We start from the raw sequence: 20,663 nt of genomic DNA on the forward strand, positions 1-20,663 counted from the left end.
ATGGCAAAAATTATTTTAACGGGGGATCGTCCCACTGGGAAATTACATATTGGACATTATGTTGGTTCATTAAGAAATCGTGTTCTTTTACAGAATTCAGGAGAATATGATGAAATTTATATTATGATTGCGGATGCACAGGCATTGACAGATAATTTTGACAATCCGGATAAGGTTCGTGAAAACATCTTAGAGGTTGCCCTAGACTATTTGGCTTGTGGAATCGATCCTAGTAAGACAACGATTTTTATTCAGTCTGAAATTAGTCAATTAACAGAATTGACATTCTATTATATGAACTTAGTTTCAGTGAGTCGTCTTCAAAGAAATCCAACTGTAAAAGCAGAAATTAAGATGCGTGGCTTTGATGCGAGTATTCCAGTTGGCTTCCAGTGTTATCCAATTTCACAGGCAGCCGATATTACAGCGTTTAAGGCAACGACAGTTCCTGCTGGAGAAGACCAGATGCCAATGATTGAGCAGACACAGGAAATTGTACATAAATTTAATTCCATTTATGGGGAGACGTTGGTTGAACCAAAGATCTTATTACCACAAAACTGTGCTTGTTTAAGACTTCCTGGTACGGATGGTAAGGCGAAGATGTCTAAATCATTAGGTAACTGTATTTATTTATCGGATGATGAAGAAACAATCAAAAAGAAAGTTATGAGTATGTATACAGATCCTGATCATATTAAGGTGAGTGATCCTGGTAAGATTGAAGGAAACTGTGTATTTACTTATTTAGATGCGTTCTGTAAGCCGGAGCACTTTGAAAAGTACTTGCCTGAATATGAAAACTTAGATGCATTAAAGGCACACTATCAGCGTGGTGGTTTAGGAGATGTAAAAGTAAAACGTTTCTTAAATAGTGTAATGCAGGAAGAATTAAGACCTATTCGTCAAAGAAGACAAGAGTGGGAAGCTAAACTTCCAGAGGTTGTCAAGATTTTAGAAGAGGGTACAAAAAAGGCGTATGCCACAGCTGAAAAGACTTTGGATGAAGTAAAATCAAGTATGAAAATTAATTATTTTAAAGATAATTCTTTGATTTAGGGGATAGATTATGGTAGTTGTAGATAAAGAAAATTTTATGGGTGGAACAGGCACTGCACATTTTGAACATGTCATGATGGCTGATGAAATGCATGGTATGAATCGTGTCTATGCCAAGGTTACTTTAAAAAAAGGTTGCAGTGTTGGTTATCATGTTCATAATGGAGATGGCGAAGATTATTTTGTCCTTTCTGGAACGGCAACACTTGATGACAATCATGAGAGAACTTTATATTTAAAACCAGGTGAACACTATTTTACACCGAATGGCAAGGGTCATAGTATTTTAAATGAACAGGATGAAGATTTAGTGTTTATGGCATTGATTATCTATGATCATGAACAAAAAATATAAATAGTTTATTAATTTGTGCAAACAACTTATACAAAATTACGTTATAATACTAATGGTTTTGTGAAAGCGTTTTCGCACATAGAACTATTTCTCTCTATAATATTTCTGTGAGAAATATCCGTCAACTTATTCTCTTAAATCGCGACTTAATAGAGAATACACAAAGAGTAGGAAAGCAGCCTACTCTTTTTTTTTCAAATAAATTCAATTTAACTAAAAAGTACAAAGACAAATGAAGTTAGATTGGTTATAATAAATATGTATTGAGAGCTAATACATGAAACTTCCTTTCTATCTTAAACTTAAGGAAAGCGGCAGGACTTTGTGTCTTGTCGTTTTTCCTTTATAATGGATATGGAGGTTTTTAATTATGAAATATCCTAAGTTTTTAAATGAGAAAAATAATACGATTGGTGTGTGTGCTATGTCAAGTGGTGTCGGACATAAGTTAGACAGCTTTGAAGAGTCTATAGATTATATTAAATCTTTTGGGTTTAATGTTGTAGAAAGTAGTAGTGTTCGTAATGATAGTGAGCCGAGTTGTGATGGAGCAATGCGTGTTCATGAATTGAATTCTTTGGTGAATGATTCGAGTATTGGTGCAGTATGGTTAGCTGCGGGTGGTGATTTTCAGTTTGAAACATTGCCATATATTGATTTTGATTGGATTGAAAAACATCCAAAGTGGTATCTAGGGGCAAGTGATCCTACAAATCTATTGTTTCCCGTGACTTGTAAGTGTGATATAGCTACAATTTATGGGTTTAATGCCGGAAGCTTTGATGTGTATGGAATCAATGAATATTCAAATTTATGCTTGAATTTTTTGAAGGGTGAAAATCCTGTACTTCATTCTAGCTCTAAACATCAGGATGTAAATTTTTATAATGATGGAGCACCTATTTTAAATACGAAAACAGAATATATTGGCAGTTGTGAAGTAGAGGGAAGATTACTTGGTGGATGTTTTGAGAGTATCAATGATATGGCAGGAACGCCTTATGATTATGTAGAAGAATTTAATTCTCGTTATCAATCGGATGGTATTATTTGGTTCTTTGATATTTTTTCAATGAATTCCTGTGATGTATATCGTGCTTTATTAAAGATGAAGTATATGGGTTATTTTAAATACACAAAGGCTATATTGGTGGGTCGTGTATTGTTTAAGAATGTTTCAGATTTAATTGGATATGAAGAGGCTTTTAAAAAGGCTTTGCCTGAAATAGATGTTGTATTTAAGATGGATATTGGACATACCTATCCGCATATGTATGTCGTAAATGGCGCTATGGCTCATGTTCAGATTTCAAATGGTTCTGGAAGTATTGAGTATGAATTAAATGAGTAATGATAAATAAAAACAAGCTTCAGTGAAAGCTTGTTTTATTTCTTGTTGATGTATAACGTACAAGTAAAATCTAAGTTTTTAGATTGATCAATCAAATATTGTGGTTGTACCTTTGCTCCCCAACTATTGATTCCGCCTACGCCCATTTGTTGCTTAGCTATACGCAAATAGGTTGTGTGTGTTTGTGGCAGTTCAAATGTATGCTTAGCTGTATAAAGATGCATAAAGGAATACTTGCTGGCTTGACATTCCATATTTTCTGCCTTGATATTGAATCCAATTGTTGGATTGGATAGGCCACACCATTTGCATTCCACATGATTGCCATGTTCTTGTGGTTTTAAGTATGGAATGTAGTTTGTTTTAATATCCTCAAAGTAGAAGTCGGTTAAGGCATGGTTTCGATCGATGTATGTATCTTTTTCGCCTTTGCCAAAGTACGCAAAGTTTGAGAATTCTTCTTTTAACGCAAATTCTATACCGAATAATGGGAGTGTTGTTCGTTTTGAGTTTTTATCCATATGCATCTGGATTTGAATATTTTGATTGTTGTAGATTGTATAGACAAGCTTACAAGGCTCTTCAATCGATTCAAGCTGCATGGTATACATAAATTGGGCGCATTTTGAATTGCGAACCATTTTAAAATCAGTCACATGCTGGAATAGACTGGCATTCAGCCATGGGGCAAAACTTTGGTTAGCACCACGATCATTATCCGTTAAAGCACGATAGAAAATAGGTCTAGGAGCTTCTTTTAGGAGTTCTTCGTTATTTACTAAAATAGATACTAAGCCTTTTCTTTTGTCAAATAAAAATTCAGTATCGATAAATTGTACGCCAACTGTATTTTGTCCTTCAACCACGAGCATAGCCTGCGCATTGGGTTCATCTTCTTTGACTTCGAATACTTGTTGGTCAAAGGATTGAATGCCAAATGGTGTTTTATAATAAATTGTTTTTGTATAGTAGCCAGGTGTATTGATTTGTTTAAATTGTACGGGCATCGTTTTTGTGGTACCCGGTTCTACACTTGTATTAAAGATACCGGATTGAATGACTAAACCATTTCTTTTTAATTCAAACACAAAGGTATCTTTGCTTAAATCGTAGAACAGGTTTTTATTTTTGATCGTAACGGAATCAAAATGGATTTCCATATCGACATAGCGATAGAGTTGTTTTAACTCTTGGCTTTTTCCTGTTTCTTGGCGATTGGCTAGTAATATACCATCGCCACAGAAGTTAGAGTCGTTTGGATAATCATCAAAGTCTTGGCCATAATAATAGTTACCCTCTTTTTCGATTGCCTGATCTACATAGTCCCATACAAAGCCGCCTTGGTATTGTTCGTATTCATCTTCTAAATGGGTATATTCTTCCATTCCGCCTAGGCTGTTTCCCATTGCGTGCATATATTCACACAACACGAATGGCTTGATGGGATGTGCTTCTAGATAGGCTTTTACACTTTCAGGACTGGCGTACATTCTTGATTCGATATCCGAAGCATTTTCAAATGTGCGATCCTGTGTAATACCTTCATAATGCACGAGTCTTGATGGATCTTGTTCTTTGAAGTAGTCGTGTAGAATCATAAAGTTAGATCCGCTGCCAGCTTCATTTCCTAGTGACCACATTAAAATGCATGGATGGTTTTTATCTCTTTCGTACATGCTTCGAGCTCTGTCTAATAGACAATCGGTCCATTCAGGCTTGTTTTGTGGGATGATTTCATTGGCTCCATGTGTTTCTAAATTCATTTCATCAATCACATAGATACCGTATTGGTCGCATAGCTTATACCAATAGGAATGGTTTGGATAATGAGATGTTCTTACGGCGTTGATGTTTAATGATTTCAAAATATGGATATCTTGTTCCATTTGTTCTAAAGAAAGGCATCTTCCATTTTTTGGATCCCATTCATGGCGGTTGATGCCATGGAAGACAATGCGTTTGCCATTTAATTTCATAATGCCATATTCAAGACTGAATTTACGAAAGCCAATTTGTTCGTGTATGGTTTCTAAAATTTCATTTTGTGCATCGTATAAAACCAATTCCAATTGATATAAATTTGGAAATTCACTACTCCAAAGACTTGTGTTTTCAACAGGGATTTCAAATTGATCTTGCATATTGCCATTCCATACAATATTTCCTTGTGGATCATAGAGCTTGACCTGCAGTGTATGTGCTTGACTATTTGTTAGCTTACAAGTACATGTAAGAATACTCTTCTTTGTGTCTAGATCAATGTTTGTATCCATTTTCAAATCCAGTATATGAAGGCTAGGCTGTCGATAGATCATGACATCTCTAAAGATACCGCTAAAGCGCCACATATCCTGGTCTTCTAGCCATGTGCCTGTGCACTTTTCAAAGATGCGTACGCATAAGATGTTGTCTTTTTCTTGTACATATTTAGTAATGTCAAAACGACTGGGTGTAAAGGAATCTTCGCTGTAGCCAATGAACTTTCCATTAAGCCAGATGTAGATGTTAGATTCTACGCCTTCAAAGGAAAGAATCAATCGGTCATTGATGAAGTCTTGTGGAAGATCAAAGCTTTTTCGATATTGAAAGACTTTGTTTCGATCCATATCCACTTGTCCCGGCTTAACATAGTCCTTACCATCCCAAGGGTAGGTTACATCGGTGTAGTGGGGTTGATCAAAACCTTGCAGCTGGATGTGTCCTGGTACTTGGATGTCGTCCCAGTTTGAATCGTTAAATTCTGTATTATAAAAGAATTTAAAGGTGGAATCATAGTTTTTACTCATATTGAATTTCCATGTTCCATTTAATGAAAATGAGCTTGGTTGTTTATCCTTTCCAATTGTATATATATGGTCACTATAGGCCTGTAGCCGGTTAACTTGAAAGACTCTTGAGTCTTTTAGCCAGTTTAAATCTGGTGTTCGCATGTGTATCACTCCTCGTATGTTGGTAACTTTCATTATAGCTTGAAATAAAGATAAAAATCAATTAGAATAAATGGGAAATTGGAGGTTTGAAAATGTCAGACTTAATTGGTTTTGTGATTTCAATAGCTTTAATTTATATTGGACTAAAGGTTACATTTAAATTCATAAAATGGATTGGAATCTTAATGATCGTTTTATGTATATTTAAAATAATTGCGTTTATTTAGGCATCTTTCTTGATAGGTGTATGTTTATCAAGAAAGGTGCTTTTTAAATGAAAGAATTTGTGAATTATTCTATTATGTATACTGCTTTAGCTTGTATAGTGCATGGACTACACTATCTGTTGTACATACGCACTATTTGATTTTAGGTTTAGATGAAATGAATGTTCATTTTGTGGATGAAAAGGTCAATAAATATTTGATTCTTTATCATATAGGCTTAAATATGACAGTTATGATGTTAGTAGTAAGAGGAATTGTGCAGGTAACACAAATGAATGTTGTGTCTTACGCTCTTTCTGGTATAGCTGGAATTGGACATATATTACTTGGAATCGCATTAATTCTTATCTTGATACAAATCAAACATGCAGGCAAGGACAAGGTTCCTTGTTTTTTGATAATTTAACATAATTTGTTTTTAATCTTTATATAAAGGTAAAATTCATGATGTTTATTTATAATACATGAACTTTTTTTGTTTCATACCTGACTTTAGAGGTTGAATAGTAAAAAATGGTGCAACACTCGATATTTGATTATCGAGTATGCATCATTTTTATTTGTTTATCTGTTAGATAATAATTTGTTATTGGTTGATTTAATTTTTTGGATAGATCTGTTACGAATTCTTTGCTGGTTAATAGATTTATGAATCTTGTTGAGTTGATTCTTACAACTCGGAATTTTCTCATGAAATCGTATATTGTACTTGCTGAGTATTTATTTTCCAGAATCTTGAATTGAAGGATTCGTGATAATAACACGGCTGTGTAACAGATGAAGAAATGCCCTTTGATTCGATTTTCTTTTTGTAGATAGACTGGACGTGTATCAAGTTCGGACTTCATGATGCGGAAGGATTCTTCGATTTGCCAAAGCTGATGATAAGCATTGTATATGTCTTTTGATGACATATTGATTTCAGATGTTACGAGCATATTATATCCGGCTAGTTCTTTGTCTTTGTCTATAGCTTTTTGATTTAGCTGGGGTTTTATACTTTTTCCCTGATCATCTAGAAACTGCATATATTTTGATGATTCACCATATTCTTCTTTTTTGGCCTGGCATGCACGGTGTGCCTTGGCTTTTTCAATCATTCTATTGATTTCCATCAGTTTCTTCTTCGCGAGACTGAAGTTATAGGTAACTGTTCTTTTTTCTTTTAAATTACGAGTTATGACATTCCCGTAATCATCCTTGTATGAATAGGTAAACGTATCGATGCATTCCTTGATTTTATAAACAGGTTCTCCGTTCTGATCAAACACTGTTTCGAATCCGTCATCAAGAAGAACCCATTGTCTTTCTCTTTCAGGAAGGGTTTTTACAGATTTCGAAAACAGATAGCCATCTCCATTATCAATAGCTTCAATAATATTTTTAGCACAGTTAAGGCCTTTATCAGCTATTTGGATGGTACGGCCCTTGATATTGTTTCTTGATTTCAAATCGTGGATTAGATCACGCATGACCGGCTTTTCAGATTCATTGCCTGGGAATATCTTCATGCCGACTGGTAACATCTGTGCGTCTAAAAGAAGGCCCATTCCCACAATAGGGTCCTTTCGATTTTCTTTGGAAGGACCTCTTTTTTGAAGAGTAGATTCCTTATCGATTTCAAAGTAATAGTTTGTACAATCAAAATAAGAACGGCTGGAATCCAGGATAAAATTGTCATCAGTCGCAACGGTTAGTATTTCAACCAGTTTCTCATATTCTTCGCCCATGAATTCCAAGCCCTCTAGGAGTTGATCATAACTGAAGTTTTTTTGAACATATAGCTTTGGAAGAATATCATGAAAAGTCTGATGTTTAGATAAAGGCGCAACGACACGAGCATATACAAGAGCGGAAAAGACATCATATACATCGAACTCGAATTTCCTTGAAGAACTTAAATACCCAAAATGTTCTTTTACATCCAGTATGTTCAAGATTTTCGCAATTGGCACATAACCCAGACATAGTTCTGGTGAAACGTCAGAAATCTGTTGAAAGTTGATACGACATTTTTCTGTCTCCCTTTTAGAATTCAGTTCATTGACTTCTTTCTGAAAATGAGAGATTGGATCATCTATACCCTGTTCGATAAGAGCATCAACGAAACCGATTTTACGAAAACTTTTATGTCGGGTGTTCTTAGTTTCCGGAGAATAAAAACTCTCATAGATGGAAAGATAAAGTCTGTCATTTCGTTTTGTTTTTTTAAGAAAATAGGCCATAGAAAGTGTCCTCCAAATATTACACATTTACACCATAATTATACCAAATAAATAAAAAAAATAAAATAAATTTAAAGTACAAAAACAACGATAAATACTGGAGAATCTCAACTTTTTCTCAGAATAGCCTCTAAACATTCATGGTGCAAACCTCTAAAGACGGGCATTAGAAAAACTATCTCAATTTGATATAGAAATCATTGATGATATACCTTCAATTGATTATAAAAAGATAAAAGAAAACAAGATCAAAGTTTAGCTAAAATAAAGCTAAACTTTTTGCTTTTTTTGATTGACTTTTATATAGATATTGCATATCATATTAGATGGCTAAACTCTGGCCTTTTGAGCCCCGGTAAACGCTCAAATCAAGGAGGAAATTAGATATGCGTCAAACTACTATGGCAAAACCTGCCGATGTAACACGTACATGGTATGTAGTTGATGGAAACGGACAAACATTAGGACGTTTGGCTTCAACATGTGCTCATGTATTAAAAGGTAAACACAAACCTACATATACACCAAATGTTGACTGTGGTGATTATGTAATTGTGATCAATGCTGACAAGGTCGAAATGACTGGAAACAAGTTGAATACTGAAAAGTATTACAACCACTCTGGATACTTTGGAGGTATGCGTGTGCGTACAGCTAAAGAAATGAAAGAGAAATACCCTGTTGAATGGGTTGAAAGAGCAATCAAAGGTATGTTACCTCACACTAAATTAGGTGATGTACAACGTGGACACGTATTCGTATACGCTGGTAGCGAACACCCACATGCAGCTCAAAAACCTGTTGAATTGAAGGTAAGAGGATAAGGAGGAATAGAATATGAAAAAATCTAACACTGTTCAATATCATGGCGTTGGACGTCGTAAAAAATCTGTTGCTCGTGTCTTTTTACGTCCAGGTACAGGTAATATCGTAGTCAACGGAAAAACTTTGGAAGAATACCTTCCATTGGAAACTTTACGTATGGTTGTTAAATCACCATTAGAAATCACTAACACAGTTGATCAATTTGATGTGATTATCAACGTACAAGGTGGAGGATACACTGGTCAATCTGGTGCTATGCGTCACGGAATCACTCGTGCTTTAATGGAAGCTAGTGAAGACTACCGTCCAGTATTAAAAGCTGCAGGATTCGTTACTCGTGACCCTCGTGCTAAAGAACGTAAAAAATACGGTCTTAAAGCAGCTCGTCGTGCTCCACAATTCTCTAAACGTTAGTATTTTACTACTTAAGAGAAAGCAAAAGCCTTTATATAAAGGCTTTTTTCTTTTGCCTAAATATTATGAAATCGTATGCGTAGGCCACAAGTAGGCCACACAAACTTTTAAACAGAAAAACCTCGAAGAATATCACTTCGAGGCATTTTTTATATTTTATTAATCGCATCCAATAACGTTTGATAATCCATATGAGTATATACTTTTTCTGTTAAACTCATGGCTCCCTTATGACCTACAATCTTCTTGATCGTAGTTGGATTCACATCCGCTTTTGTCAGTAATGATATACGAGTATGTCTTGTATCATGCGGAGTGTGCTTCATTTTCATTCGTTCCAAGTACATATCACGTAATTATCTTATCGTACAAGAAATATCAAGATCACTCTTTTATGGGTGGTCTTTTTCTTTCAATTAAAAAAAGCATCCGTAGGGATGCTTAAAGTTTCTTTGTTGTTCTTGTTTTCCATAAAGCCATAGGGTGATTTTTAATTCTCTTTAACTCATCGCCATCATAAAGCAGTTCAGGCATATAATTCTTTTGCTTAAACTGATCTAAGAACATAGACTCATTTTCATTTAATACAAAATATTCATTAAAGAAATCAATAATTTTTTGTTTAGCTTCTGGTAATGAGAAAAATTCTTTGGAATTAATAACAGGAAGTAAAAATCTTTTAATATGATTTTGTGAAATGGAATCAATGTTATTCAAATTGAAGTCAAAATTACCATTTTCATTGCTGATAGCTCTGTAGAATACTGCGCATTTCTTCATTTTATTTATTTCTATTTCATTAAATATATTTGAATTTATCATGTATAAAAAATCATAAAGATCTCTAGGAGTTGAACGTGTCATAAGAGCTACTAGTTTACTTCCAAATATCTCAATTGGATTAATAGCTCGAATTTCCACTTCACCAATCAAACCATAGTCTTTTGTTTTTACAATCACTGGTTCATAAACATGGGCTCTGAGCATATAATTAATTTCAATTTTGATGGTATCAGAATTTCCACCGGCATTAATATAACTTGCTTTAAGACTATCTAGAGCATGATGTTCACGAGTGTCTTTATCAAGTTTATAACCATTTTTCTCTAAATAGTTTACGAGCAACTCTTTGATTCTTTTTCTTTTTTGCATCATTTCTTCCCTCGAAGAATTTGTGGTAAAATCTAAATCAATATCAACTGATAGGCGCGGTAGATCAAAGATTGTTAAATTGATTGCAGTTCCACCCTTTAAAGCTAAATTATTAAATAAGTCAGGCTCCATACGGATATAAGATAATATATCAACTAAACGAATAACTTTTTCATAAGTGTCTCTTATATAATGATATTTATCAGCTTCTTTTTGAAGTTGTCTTTTATTAAAATTCATTGTCATCACTTCCTTTGCTTAATATTGTTAAAATATAATTGGGCACGCAAACATTCCATTTTTTATTTAATGTTGTATTACTTACTTTTTTAGAAGAATTTAGATAACATTTAGAAGAACCTATTTGTGAATGAATATAGTCGAGGGTAGGATTACTGATACTTAAATTATTTTTAAACGTCTCTAAAATATAGCCAGCTCTTTGATATAATACTTTTTTGTTATAAAAATTTAATATCTCAATTAACTTATCTTCATTAATATTATGAATTGAATCAAAAGCACGATAAATTTCTTCAATGCCACCTGCTAAATCTATTTGATCAATACAATCAATCATTGTTCTTTCAATACTTGTTACTTTAACACCATCATAATTTGTTTCAATTTGAAGATCACATTTACTTTGAACAAAATGATAAGCAACGTATTCAAATTCAAAATCGTTGATTCTTCTATGACCAGAATAAACAACTTCATTAAATACTTGATTATTGAAACCACGATATTCTAAAGCAGAGTGATAAGATATATAATTGCTTTTATCTAATTTTGTGGCAATAACATATTTGTTACAAAATGGAGTATTATTTGCGATATCTATCGCAATATAATAATTTTGTTTAATTCTTTTAATATATCCTTTTTTTAGGGAACGAGATAAAAAGGATTCAGCAGTTTTGGGATTTTGAATAATTCTTTGTATGTCTTGTCTTGTAAAGATACCTAAATCTAAAATTTCATTATAATATTTCATATTATATCACCTAGTTAAACATTAACATAAAACCCTTTAAAAAGTAAGTGTTATATGCATATATTTAACTAAATTTCTAAATAGCATTCTTATTTGAAATATCAAAATTACCAGATTTAAGTTGGTCGCATTACTGTGAATTACTATATATATCAGATGATGGCAAAAGCGATTTCTATGAAAAAGAAGCAATTAAAGCAAGTTGGTTAGTTAGAGAGCTAAAAAGACAAATTAGTATTTCATTATTCGAGAGACTGTTGTTATCGAATGGCGAAGCTAATAAAAAGAAAGTTCTTGAATTAGCGTTAAAAGTTAATGAAATTGTCAAACCAGAAGATATAGTAAAAGATTATTATGTTTTTTGAATTTTTTGGGTTTCCAGAAAATAAACCGATAATGAAAAAATATGAAATATTCTCATTATATGGACTATTAAAGAATTCTTCTGCTCATGAAGATCATTCTTGTTTAAATAAGAGGAGCAAATTTGATCATTTAATTTATATATCTCCAGTTCTTAATTAATTATTGCGTATTGAATGAACCTAAATAAACGATTAGAATTAATTATAAGAAATATGAAATAATGTTTGGTTTATGATTTAAGATGTATATATAAAGAAAACTGAACAATTATTTTGAATCGGAAATAAAGGTGAAAAGTAGTGCAAGAAAAGTTTAGTCGTATACTAATAGGTAATGTTTTAAAGAGCATTCGAACAGAGAAAAAGATTCCTATAAAAAAAGTTGCACAGAATATGGATGTGAGCGAAGCAACAATTTCACAATTTGAAACTGGTAAGAATAAACCAACAAATGAGAAGATTGTTTTGTTTACAGAAATATGTGGGCAAACATTTAATTTTGATTTGGATAGAAATCTAATTATGGATCGTGTATATGATATTTATGATTTGTATACAGATTTAAAAAAAGAAGAGTTGAATGAAACTATTAAAATAGTAAAAGATACACATAATATTGCTTGTTCTTATGCTAGATTTGAATATTATTTGATTTTATATATGGATGCTATTATAAATCAAAAAGAAGTGGATACGGCTTTATATAAAGGAATTATTGGATTAGGAAAGAATAACTTTTCGGTTAGAGAATTATCCATTTATTACGATATAATGGCATTAGAGAAGATGTATTTGAATGAAACAAAGGAAGCATTAAGGTTCTTAGACAAGGCGTTATGTAATAATGGTAATCATTTAATGATAAATTACCATTATTGTAGTATTTACTTGGATTTGGGATATTTTAATTTGGCACAGCAGTATATTCATAAGAGTTTAAGAATGGCAGTTCAGCAATTGTCTTTCGATCGATTATATTATTTGCTGTTGAATCAAGGCGTACTTTACATGTATACATCTCGTTATGATGAGGCAAATGAGTTGTTTTTAAAGCTATTAAATGAATCCATTAAAAGGCAAAATGAAATCATGAAATATTGTATTTTATCAAATTTAGTTTTTACTTCGCTGATTCAAAAAGATATAAAAAGCGGATTTGATTATCTAAACAGAATCGATGAACAATTTACAGATGACTTAGATTTAAAAATGTATAAATGTCTTCTATACTATTTTGACCATGAATATACGAAATCAAAAGAGTGTATTGCTTCTTTTTTAAGAGATGTAAAGAATTCAAAATATCATGAGAATTTTATCCGTGCTTTAAAATATATGATGGATAATAAACCTATGAAAGCCATTGCTAATTTTGAAACCTGTTATCAAATCGCATTAAAAAATGGACAATATGATAGAGCAATTTTTGTTTTAAAACAATTGAATGAGTTATATCTTGATCATGGATTACAAAATAAATTAAAAAAAGTGAAAGAATTACAAGAAAAATTCTACAAGATGTCATATGCGAATCAAATAATTGAAGATATAGGGTTAAAACTTAATTAAAAAATTAGGATTGTCTTTTAAAGGCTGTTCGTATATATTGAATTTAGAAGAGCTCTTTTAGAAGAAAGGATATTTGAAATGAAATAATCACTTTATAATTATTGTTTTAAAAATGGAGACAATATAATCATATTCAATGCAAGAATTAATGCATTGGCAAAGCTAAGTCCAGATGAGTATGAACAATTAAAAAATGTGATTTAGATACAAAAAACACCATTACTAAAATTTTATAATAAGAAAGAGGGCGTTTTAAATGAAGAAATATGTGGATGCATTCCTTGTGATTATAGGATTATTAATTATTGTTGGTACAGTAATCTGTTATTTATTCTATAATTTAAATTCAACTACCATGTATGCCATCTGTGGCATTGTTCTAGTAATAATGGTTGTATTACTATATATTAGAAACTATAAGAACAATCATTATGGTGGCAAATTCAAAAATGATTTTCCTGATGCACATTAATCCAATTATTATTGATTTTATGTGTGAATTAAGTTTTCTCAATAAAAGAGTATCACTTGTTTATGGTGATACTCTTTTGACTGTTTATTTCTCGTTTTCATCAATATAGATACACCCAAAATTTATTGGAACATTTAGTGTGTTGGCACAGGATGGTGGATCAAATAGTGAAATGGTTTCTCTAAGTGATGAAGTCATTGCGTATGAAGATACAATTCGAAAATATGCAAAAGAATCTGATATTGAGGATTATGTCTCTTTGTTGCAGGCAATTATGATGCAGGAATCAGGAGAAAAAGGGAATGATCCAATGCAGGCAAGTGAGTCAGGGTATAATACAAAATATCCTAGAGTACCTAATGGAATTACAGATCCTGAGTATTCCATTGAAGTGGGAACACATACTTTTTCTGATTGTTTAAAGAAAGCAAAAGTAAAGGATTCATCCGATTATCAAATAATATAAATATGCTGTATTTTCTTAATTAAATATTGCGTATTGAATGAACCTAAATAAACGATTAGAATTAATCATAAGAAATATAAAATAATGTTTGGTTTATGATTTAAGATGTAAAGTAAACTGACCATCATTGTGCATTGGAAATAAAGGTGAGAAATGTGTCAAATAATATAAACAGGTCATTGATCGGCAATATTTTAAAGAGTATTAGGGTTGAAAAAAATATTCCAATGAAAAAAATAGCATCTGCTTTGAAAGTAAGTGAATCTACTGTTTCTCAGATTGAAACAGGTAAGAATTCAGCAACTAAAGAGAAGATAAATGAAATTTGTCATGTATGTGGTTGTTCGTTTGATTATAAAGCCGATAGAAAAAAGATGATTGATTTAGTTCTATATATTTATACTCAATATTCAAATTTATCAACAGATGAAATGAATTCTACAATAGAAGAAGTTAAAAACAATTCTTTCATTAGCTGCTCTTATGCACGATTTGAGTATTATCTAATTCTATATATGGATGGAATTATCAATCAAAATGATGAAGATGTACAACTGTTTAAAAGAATTCTTGAAATAGGAAAAAGTTCATTTTCAAATAAGGAATTATCTATTTATTATGATATAAAAGCGCTAGAAAAAATGTATTTGAACGATAGTATAAAAGCTTTGGAGTATTTAAATCAATCGCGATTATATGATAATGAGTTTTTAATGAATCATTATCATTATTGCAGTATTTATTTGAATTTAGGATATTATACTTTGGCACAAAAATATATTCGCAAAAGTATAGAGATTGCGATTAAAGAAGTTTCTTTTGAAAGATTATGTTATTTATTATTGAACCAAGGAGTGCTGTATTTAAATACAGAACAATATGTTGAAGCTGAAAATTTGAATCTAAAGCTGTTAAAAGAATCAAAAATTCGGAATGAAGAATTTCTAAAATATTGTATTCTATCTAATTTAGTATTGATTTCTTTACTACAAAAGAATTATGAGAATGGATTTAAGTATTTAGGAATGGTAGATCAGAAATACTTGGAAGACGATTATGATTTAGTTTTGTATAGGATTTTGCTTCATTTATTTATTAAAGATTATACATTAGCAAAAAAATATATACGCCAATCTCTAAGTAACAATAGTATAGGTAAATATTATAAGAATTTCTTTCAAGGTTTAAAATACTTGATTGATAATAAGCGTGAAAAGGCTATTGAGCGTATAGAAAGTTGCTATAATTTAGCTTTGACTGCAGGTGAAGTTGACAGAGCTATGTTAGTTTTAAAACTACTAAATGAGTTATATCTTGATCATGGAGTACAAAATAAATTAAAAAAAGTGAAAGAATTACAAGAAAATTTCTACAAGATGTCATATGCGAATCAAATAATTGAAGATATAGGGCTAAAACTTAATTAAAAAATTGGGATTGTTTTTTTATTACAATTACTTTATATTGAAATCAGAAAGAGCATTTTAATCAATTGAATTGTAATGAAATATATTATAGTTCATATTTTGTTAGCTGGCTTTAGGGTATCATTCTCAAGGTTTAGCTCATGAAGTGACGTCAAATATACTATATTATAATTGGAATTGACATAAGTATACTGCTTATGTATGTATTCAAAATGGTATCCTTCTCCGTCTTAAAACAACGGAAGCTTGGATACTTTTTTGATTTGTCTTATTTATTCGAAATTCTTTTAATGATTCTATTACGTATTATGAAAAACTTAATTAAAAAGTTGATATTGCTTTTTTATTACAATTAATTTATTCTGAAATCAGAAAGAGTTTTTTTTAATGGATATTTGCAATTGCAATGAAACGATCACTATATAATACTTGTTTTTAAAATGGTGACAATATAATCATATTCAATGCAAGAACTAATGCACTGGCTAAACCAAGTCTAGTGGAAATATAGTATTTATGAGATAAATAAAGCGTAAACCGAATTATGGATTTAAGCTATAAGTATTTAAGAGATAACATTTTGCTGTCTCTTATTATTTAGGGAAGGAATATGGGGGGAATATATATATGGAAATACTCAAAGTTGAAGGTGTTTCAAAGCAGATTAAAAATCGCAAGATTTTAGATAATATTAGTTTTTCAATTTTCGAAAATGAAATAGTAGGGCTGATTGGGCCAAATGGTGCTGGAAAAAGTACAATTATGAAATGTATTACAGGACTATATCATATGAATGAAGGAAAAATTACTATCTGTGGACATGATTTAAAGAGCGATTCATCCAATGCGTTAAAAAATATAGGTGTAAGTATTGAATATCCATCTTTATATCCAGAGTTATCTGGACATGAACATTTTAAAATCATGGCAAATTGGAAACATTTAGATTCTAAAAGAATTGAGGAAATGGAGCAATTCAGTGATTTAAAGGATGGCTTATATCGAGCCACAGAACATTATTCGATGGGAATGAAACAAAGATTAGTATTGGCTTTGGCTATGATGGCTAAACCTAAATTGCTTATTATTGATGAGCCTACGAATGGTTTAGATCCACAAGCTATATTTGATTTAAGAAATAAGCTTTTAACTATACGAAATGAAGGAACAAGTATTTTATTATCTTCTCATCAGCTAAGTGAACTCGATAAATTAGCTGATCGAGCTTTATTTATTAAAAGTGGAAAATTGATCAAAGAGAAGAATATGGACGAACTTCGTCAAAATCATTCGATTTATCGACTAGAAGTTTCTAATCCGAAAAATGTATTGCTTCTTTTAAAAAATTCTTTTATTAAAGAGCATGTTCTTTATATGCAATGTGATTCCAAAGAAGAATTTTCTAAATCCTTGCAAATACTGATTCAAAATGATGTTTTGGTTTATTCCTTAGCTGAAGTGCATCAGGATTTGGAAACATATTATAAGGAACTATATAAGGGTTAAGCGTATGTTATTAAAAAATGAATTAAGATTTCTTTTTTCAAAAAGAAATATTTTAGTATTGATCCTTGTTTTAATTGGCGTTTTATCCGTGTATTTTTTTAAATACAATACTGAATATGAACAATATGCATCCAATCAAATCATGTATTATTATGAAATGATAAATGAAGAAAACCAAAGAATCAATATTCTTCCAAAAGAAAAACTGAATGCCTTTTTTAGAGAGGACAGTATTTATTGTCAAAAGTTATTAAGTGATTGGAAAAATGACGAGGATGCAAAAATTATTGCAAAAGATATGTATGATAGGGATCAAAATATTTTAAAATATATTGATTCAGGTATGGATTTGTCAAATTTTAAATCGATTCTTCAAAATAATAAACAAGACTTAAAAAAACGAATCCAAATGGAAAAAACATATATTGAAAATGAATATTATGACTTTGTATATCAAAATAAACCGACGGGTTGTTATTTGATGGTGCAATTTTTAAAAGGAAACAATCTTTTCTTTTATTTATTCATGATTTTGATTCTAGTGTGGAATGTGGATATATGGTCTAAAGATTTAGAAAACAATACATTTCGATATTTATTTACAATAGGGAAAAGTCGTAAATATGTATATATACTTCGCGCGTTGTTACATATTTTTATCACTGTTTTTTTTAGTATACTATTTTTCGTTGTATTGTATTTGATTGGATATATAAATTGTGGAAGTGGCATAGAGTTATTGATTGGAACAACACCAGTGATTATTTACTTGTTTCATCATATTCTTTCTGTACTTGGATGGGTTTTGTTTAGTGCTTCATGTATACAATGTTTATCTTTGTTGACGAAAAATAAAGGAATGAGTCTAATGTTGACGGGGTTATTATTTGTTTTTATGTATACATATTTGCATATTGAAACTTTATGGGCCTATACATCTTTGTTTTTTATAGGCGCAATATGCATACAGTTCATTTCATGTCTCTATTTAGAAAGATTGGATTTGGGTTAAGTTTATGGGTTTAGAAATAAAAAGTGTATTAAAGAATAAAGTGAGTGCTGTTATCTTTTTCATTTTATTGGTATTGAACATGGTGCAAGTACCAAATTATATGGGACATGAGTATGATGTGGAACAGAATATGAATATTTTTGAAACACAGATTCAACAATACCAAAAAGCTTTATCAGATATCAATCTACAATACATGGCCGTAAAACATATGGGTGCAGAGGAAAAGGTGTATTGGAATAGTTATCAGGATTATTTAAGCTGGGCTATTGATAATGCCAAAGCTGGATGGAATTTATTTAACAAATATGGAAAAGAAGTTTTTAAAAATAAAGGATTAATAAAAAGATATAATGAAATTACATTATGGGATAAGCTGTATCATTTGGATGCTTTAAAAAAGAATGGTGATCAAAAATTTATGCGCCAAGTTCATAACTTAGGCTTTGAAGAAGCAGATATTTCATTTGATCAGAGTCGGATTTTTATGATTGGTAGCCAAATATCTCAAAATAAAAAAGAGGATTATAGAACCGTTGAATTATCTGTTCAAGAACAGCTACATCAATTAGAAACAAATACGGAACAATATGTAGGAAAAGGTCCATGGTATTTTTTAGCACACCAGTTAAGAATAGACAGTTCATTTGCGTATTTGTTTATGCCTCTATGTTTGATTTATTGTGTTGTTGTTTTAATGTACGAAAAAAAGACAGGTGTTTTTGAGCTCGAACAATTAAATGATGTGCACTTTTTCGTACACATACAAGTAAAAGTATTTATAGCTTTTTTACTTCTTATGATTGCATCAATTGGTATTCCTTTTCTTTTGCTAGGAATTAGTAATGGCTTTGCAGGATGGGATACATGGCTGTTGGCTGACACTAAACATTTTTTCTCTTTTAAAAGGATGTATCATACAGATAATTATGTCATAAATAATATGTCTGAATATTATGCGACAGAACAAGGATTTATACCTGATTTATCTTTTATTCCATTATGGAAAGCTTTAATAATATCTTTACCATTAATTCTTCTAAAATTAGAACTTTATATTCAAATGGCTATGTTTTGTGTATATACCTTCACGAAAACAGGATTTAATTATTTATCTGGAATAATTTGTATTATTTTATATGTCATCAGTCAAAGAATGGATTTGATATCTTTTATAAATCCGTTTAGTATAACCCCAAGTTTGAGTGTTTTATCGGGTTGTGGTATGCAAAATTGGTTGAATTCGATTTGTATATGTGTCGTTTTTATTTTTGCTTTACTATTTATAAATTATGTGAGTGTTCGACAGAAAGATAAGATGAGCTTATGAAAAAAATATTGTTGTATAGAAAATGATAAAAGAAATGTTTTGGTTTACATTTATTTTTGTAACATTTTCAATTGTTCTAACCTCTAACTAAAAAAAGGAGGGCTATTTATAATGATAAAACAAAATGTTTTAGATGTTTTAAATTTGTGTAAGTCATATGGCAAGCATTTAGTGTTAGATGATATTTCGTTCTCTATTCGAGAAAATGAAATTGTAGGTTTTATTGGTCCTAATGGTGCAGGTAAAAGTACATTAATGAAATGTTTATGCGGGTTAATTCATATGGATTCTGGAAATGTTACTATATGTGGTCATGATATACAAAGTCAAAGAGAGAAGGCTTTGTCGCATCAGGCTAGTTTGATTGAAAGTCCAGGACTTTTCTTTAATATGACTGGTTATGAAAATCTTGAGATATTTGCCAGCTTAAAAAATGTATCGAAAGATAAACTGCAACAAATGGCAGATTATACACGAATAGGAGATTATTTAAAGAAGCCTGTATCTAGCTATTCTTTAGGTATGAAACAAAGATTAGCACTTTCTATTGCATTGCTATCTTCTCCACAGTTCCTAATGTTAGATGAGCCTATGAATGGATTGGATCCATCGGGTGTATTTGAATTGCGAAAAGAGCTTCGTAAAATGGTGGATGAACAAGGAATGTCTTTATTGATTTCTAGCCATCAATTAAATGAAATTGAAAAGATTGCTGATCGAATTATTTATATTGAAAATGGTAAAATTAAAGAGGTAGAAAAACAAGAGCAGACAATCACATATCAAATTAGGGTGAATAAAATAATAACAGACCACCGGTTTAGAAAAATATCAGATTTTCTATATGAATTTTCTATTCAAAACCCAAATGAACTATCCGTATATTTACGCAAATTAGAAAGAGAAGACGTTCAACTGCTGGATATCACTAATACAAGCGATGATTTAGAGAATATGTATACAAGAATTTATGGAGAATAG

The 20,663-nt window shown here is 31.1% G+C and carries 21 protein-coding genes; 16 read left to right on the forward strand and 5 right to left on the reverse strand.

Going from position 1 to position 20,663, the window contains the following annotated elements; translation table 11 throughout:
- The 3 genes from trpS (at position 1) to DWY01_RS01125 (ending at position 2,765) form a co-directional block, all read left to right on the forward strand.
- Positions 1-1,059, forward strand: a complete 1,059-nt coding sequence (gene trpS, locus DWY01_RS01115; RefSeq protein WP_117992511.1) for a tryptophan--tRNA ligase — start codon at positions 1-3, stop codon at positions 1,057-1,059.
- A 10-nt stretch (positions 1,060-1,069) separates the two neighbouring features.
- Positions 1,070-1,414 carry a cupin domain-containing protein gene (locus DWY01_RS01120; RefSeq protein ID WP_117992512.1) on the forward strand — a complete coding sequence of 115 codons (345 nt, stop codon included), beginning with the start codon at positions 1,070-1,072 and terminating at the stop codon, positions 1,412-1,414.
- Between the two features lie 370 nt (positions 1,415-1,784).
- On the forward strand, positions 1,785-2,765 hold the full coding sequence (locus DWY01_RS01125) for a S66 peptidase family protein (protein WP_117992513.1): 981 nt from the start codon (positions 1,785-1,787) through the stop codon (positions 2,763-2,765).
- A gap of 35 nt (positions 2,766-2,800) precedes the next feature.
- On the opposite strand, the gene DWY01_RS01130 is transcribed toward DWY01_RS01125, so the two are convergent.
- Positions 2,801-5,695: a glycoside hydrolase family 2 TIM barrel-domain containing protein gene (locus tag DWY01_RS01130; RefSeq protein ID WP_158553626.1), complete on the reverse strand. Its 2,895-nt coding sequence runs from the start codon at positions 5,693-5,695 to the stop codon at positions 2,801-2,803.
- 92 nt (positions 5,696-5,787) lie between these two features.
- Here DWY01_RS01130 and DWY01_RS11850 point away from each other — a divergent pair, with 92 nt between their 5' ends.
- On the forward strand, positions 5,788-5,922 hold the full coding sequence (locus tag DWY01_RS11850; protein WP_256372075.1) for a hypothetical protein: 135 nt from the start codon (positions 5,788-5,790) through the stop codon (positions 5,920-5,922).
- Between the two features lie 91 nt (positions 5,923-6,013).
- Complete coding sequence (locus tag DWY01_RS01135) at positions 6,014-6,328, forward strand: DUF2871 family protein (RefSeq protein WP_243001931.1); 315 nt, start codon at positions 6,014-6,016, stop codon at positions 6,326-6,328.
- 130 nt (positions 6,329-6,458) lie between these two features.
- Here DWY01_RS01135 and DWY01_RS01140 read toward each other — a convergent pair whose 3' ends face one another.
- On the reverse strand, positions 6,459-8,147 hold the full coding sequence (locus DWY01_RS01140) for an IS1634 family transposase (RefSeq protein ID WP_117992515.1): 1,689 nt from the start codon (positions 8,145-8,147) through the stop codon (positions 6,459-6,461).
- Positions 8,148-8,533: 386 nt separating this feature from the next.
- Between DWY01_RS01140 and rplM the strand changes: the two genes are divergently transcribed.
- Positions 8,534-8,971, forward strand: a complete 438-nt coding sequence (gene rplM, locus DWY01_RS01150) for a 50S ribosomal protein L13 (RefSeq protein WP_003864733.1) — start codon at positions 8,534-8,536, stop codon at positions 8,969-8,971.
- Between the two features lie 13 nt (positions 8,972-8,984).
- Entirely contained in the window at positions 8,985-9,386 is a 402-nt protein-coding gene (rpsI, locus tag DWY01_RS01155; protein ID WP_117573786.1) for a 30S ribosomal protein S9, read from the forward strand.
- A 149-nt stretch (positions 9,387-9,535) separates the two neighbouring features.
- On the opposite strand, the gene DWY01_RS01160 is transcribed toward rpsI, so the two are convergent.
- The 3 genes from DWY01_RS01160 to DWY01_RS01170 all read right to left on the reverse strand — a co-directional run bounded on the left by DWY01_RS01160 (position 9,536) and on the right by DWY01_RS01170 (position 11,535).
- A complete protein-coding gene (locus DWY01_RS01160; RefSeq protein WP_371412808.1) occupies positions 9,536-9,727 on the reverse strand; it encodes a hypothetical protein in 192 nt (63 codons plus the stop codon).
- 100 nt (positions 9,728-9,827) lie between these two features.
- Complete coding sequence (locus tag DWY01_RS01165; protein WP_158553627.1) at positions 9,828-10,778, reverse strand: nucleotidyl transferase AbiEii/AbiGii toxin family protein; 951 nt, start codon at positions 10,776-10,778, stop codon at positions 9,828-9,830.
- Complete coding sequence (locus tag DWY01_RS01170) at positions 10,768-11,535, reverse strand: type IV toxin-antitoxin system AbiEi family antitoxin (protein WP_117992517.1); 768 nt, start codon at positions 11,533-11,535, stop codon at positions 10,768-10,770. The genes DWY01_RS01165 and DWY01_RS01170 overlap by 11 nt, the downstream gene beginning before the upstream one ends.
- Positions 11,536-11,684: 149 nt before the next feature.
- On the opposite strand from DWY01_RS01170, the gene DWY01_RS01175 reads away from it, so the two are divergent.
- The 9 genes from DWY01_RS01175 (at position 11,685) to DWY01_RS01215 (ending at position 20,663) form a co-directional block, all read left to right on the forward strand.
- Entirely contained in the window at positions 11,685-11,900 is a 216-nt protein-coding gene (locus DWY01_RS01175; protein WP_371412809.1) for a hypothetical protein, read from the forward strand.
- Between the two features lie 300 nt (positions 11,901-12,200).
- Positions 12,201-13,469: a helix-turn-helix transcriptional regulator gene (locus DWY01_RS01180; protein WP_117992518.1), complete on the forward strand. Its 1,269-nt coding sequence runs from the start codon at positions 12,201-12,203 to the stop codon at positions 13,467-13,469.
- Between the two features lie 256 nt (positions 13,470-13,725).
- Positions 13,726-13,941, forward strand: coding sequence for a hypothetical protein (locus DWY01_RS01185; RefSeq protein ID WP_117992519.1), 216 nt, complete (start codon positions 13,726-13,728; stop codon positions 13,939-13,941).
- A 139-nt stretch (positions 13,942-14,080) separates the two neighbouring features.
- Positions 14,081-14,407 carry a lysozyme family protein gene (locus DWY01_RS01190; RefSeq protein WP_243001932.1) on the forward strand — a complete coding sequence of 109 codons (327 nt, stop codon included), beginning with the start codon at positions 14,081-14,083 and terminating at the stop codon, positions 14,405-14,407.
- Positions 14,408-14,562: 155 nt separating this feature from the next.
- Positions 14,563-15,834 carry a helix-turn-helix domain-containing protein gene (locus DWY01_RS01195; RefSeq protein WP_117992520.1) on the forward strand — a complete coding sequence of 424 codons (1,272 nt, stop codon included), beginning with the start codon at positions 14,563-14,565 and terminating at the stop codon, positions 15,832-15,834.
- A gap of 627 nt (positions 15,835-16,461) precedes the next feature.
- A complete protein-coding gene (locus DWY01_RS01200) occupies positions 16,462-17,340 on the forward strand; it encodes an ABC transporter ATP-binding protein (protein WP_117992521.1) in 879 nt (292 codons plus the stop codon).
- Between the two features lie 4 nt (positions 17,341-17,344).
- Complete coding sequence (locus tag DWY01_RS01205) at positions 17,345-18,352, forward strand: hypothetical protein (protein ID WP_117992522.1); 1,008 nt, start codon at positions 17,345-17,347, stop codon at positions 18,350-18,352.
- Between the two features lie 4 nt (positions 18,353-18,356).
- Entirely contained in the window at positions 18,357-19,682 is a 1,326-nt protein-coding gene (locus tag DWY01_RS01210; RefSeq protein ID WP_117992523.1) for a hypothetical protein, read from the forward strand.
- A gap of 111 nt (positions 19,683-19,793) precedes the next feature.
- Positions 19,794-20,663 carry an ABC transporter ATP-binding protein gene (locus tag DWY01_RS01215; RefSeq protein WP_117992524.1) on the forward strand — a complete coding sequence of 290 codons (870 nt, stop codon included), beginning with the start codon at positions 19,794-19,796 and terminating at the stop codon, positions 20,661-20,663.

This window comes from Eubacterium sp. AF22-8LB (genome assembly GCF_003458715.1).
In the GTDB taxonomy this organism is placed as follows: Bacteria; Bacillota_I; Bacilli_A; order Erysipelotrichales; family Erysipelotrichaceae; genus Holdemanella.

Excerpts from the sequence above, each read along its gene's own strand:
- rpsI (WP_117573786.1), top strand. The coding sequence starts at position 8,985 with ATGAAAAAATCTAACACTGTTCAATATCATGGCGTTGGACGTCGTAAA.
- rplM (WP_003864733.1), top strand. The coding sequence starts at position 8,534 with ATGCGTCAAACTACTATGGCAAAACCTGCCGATGTAACACGTACATGG.
- DWY01_RS01215 (WP_117992524.1), top strand. The coding sequence starts at position 19,794 with ATGATAAAACAAAATGTTTTAGATGTTTTAAATTTGTGTAAGTCATAT.
- DWY01_RS01125 (WP_117992513.1), top strand. The coding sequence starts at position 1,785 with ATGAAATATCCTAAGTTTTTAAATGAGAAAAATAATACGATTGGTGTG.
- DWY01_RS01170 (WP_117992517.1), bottom strand. The coding sequence starts at position 11,535 with ATGAAATATTATAATGAAATTTTAGATTTAGGTATCTTTACAAGACAA.
- DWY01_RS01130 (WP_158553626.1), bottom strand. The coding sequence starts at position 5,695 with ATGCGAACACCAGATTTAAACTGGCTAAAAGACTCAAGAGTCTTTCAA.
- DWY01_RS01185 (WP_117992519.1), top strand. The coding sequence starts at position 13,726 with ATGAAGAAATATGTGGATGCATTCCTTGTGATTATAGGATTATTAATT.
- DWY01_RS11850 (WP_256372075.1), top strand. The coding sequence starts at position 5,788 with ATGTCAGACTTAATTGGTTTTGTGATTTCAATAGCTTTAATTTATATT.
- DWY01_RS01200 (WP_117992521.1), top strand. The coding sequence starts at position 16,462 with ATGGAAATACTCAAAGTTGAAGGTGTTTCAAAGCAGATTAAAAATCGC.
- DWY01_RS01140 (WP_117992515.1), bottom strand. The coding sequence starts at position 8,147 with ATGGCCTATTTTCTTAAAAAAACAAAACGAAATGACAGACTTTATCTT.
- DWY01_RS01210 (WP_117992523.1), top strand. The coding sequence starts at position 18,357 with ATGGGTTTAGAAATAAAAAGTGTATTAAAGAATAAAGTGAGTGCTGTT.
- DWY01_RS01120 (WP_117992512.1), top strand. The coding sequence starts at position 1,070 with ATGGTAGTTGTAGATAAAGAAAATTTTATGGGTGGAACAGGCACTGCA.
- DWY01_RS01165 (WP_158553627.1), bottom strand. The coding sequence starts at position 10,778 with ATGAATTTTAATAAAAGACAACTTCAAAAAGAAGCTGATAAATATCAT.
- DWY01_RS01205 (WP_117992522.1), top strand. The coding sequence starts at position 17,345 with ATGTTATTAAAAAATGAATTAAGATTTCTTTTTTCAAAAAGAAATATT.
- trpS (WP_117992511.1), top strand. The coding sequence starts at position 1 with ATGGCAAAAATTATTTTAACGGGGGATCGTCCCACTGGGAAATTACAT.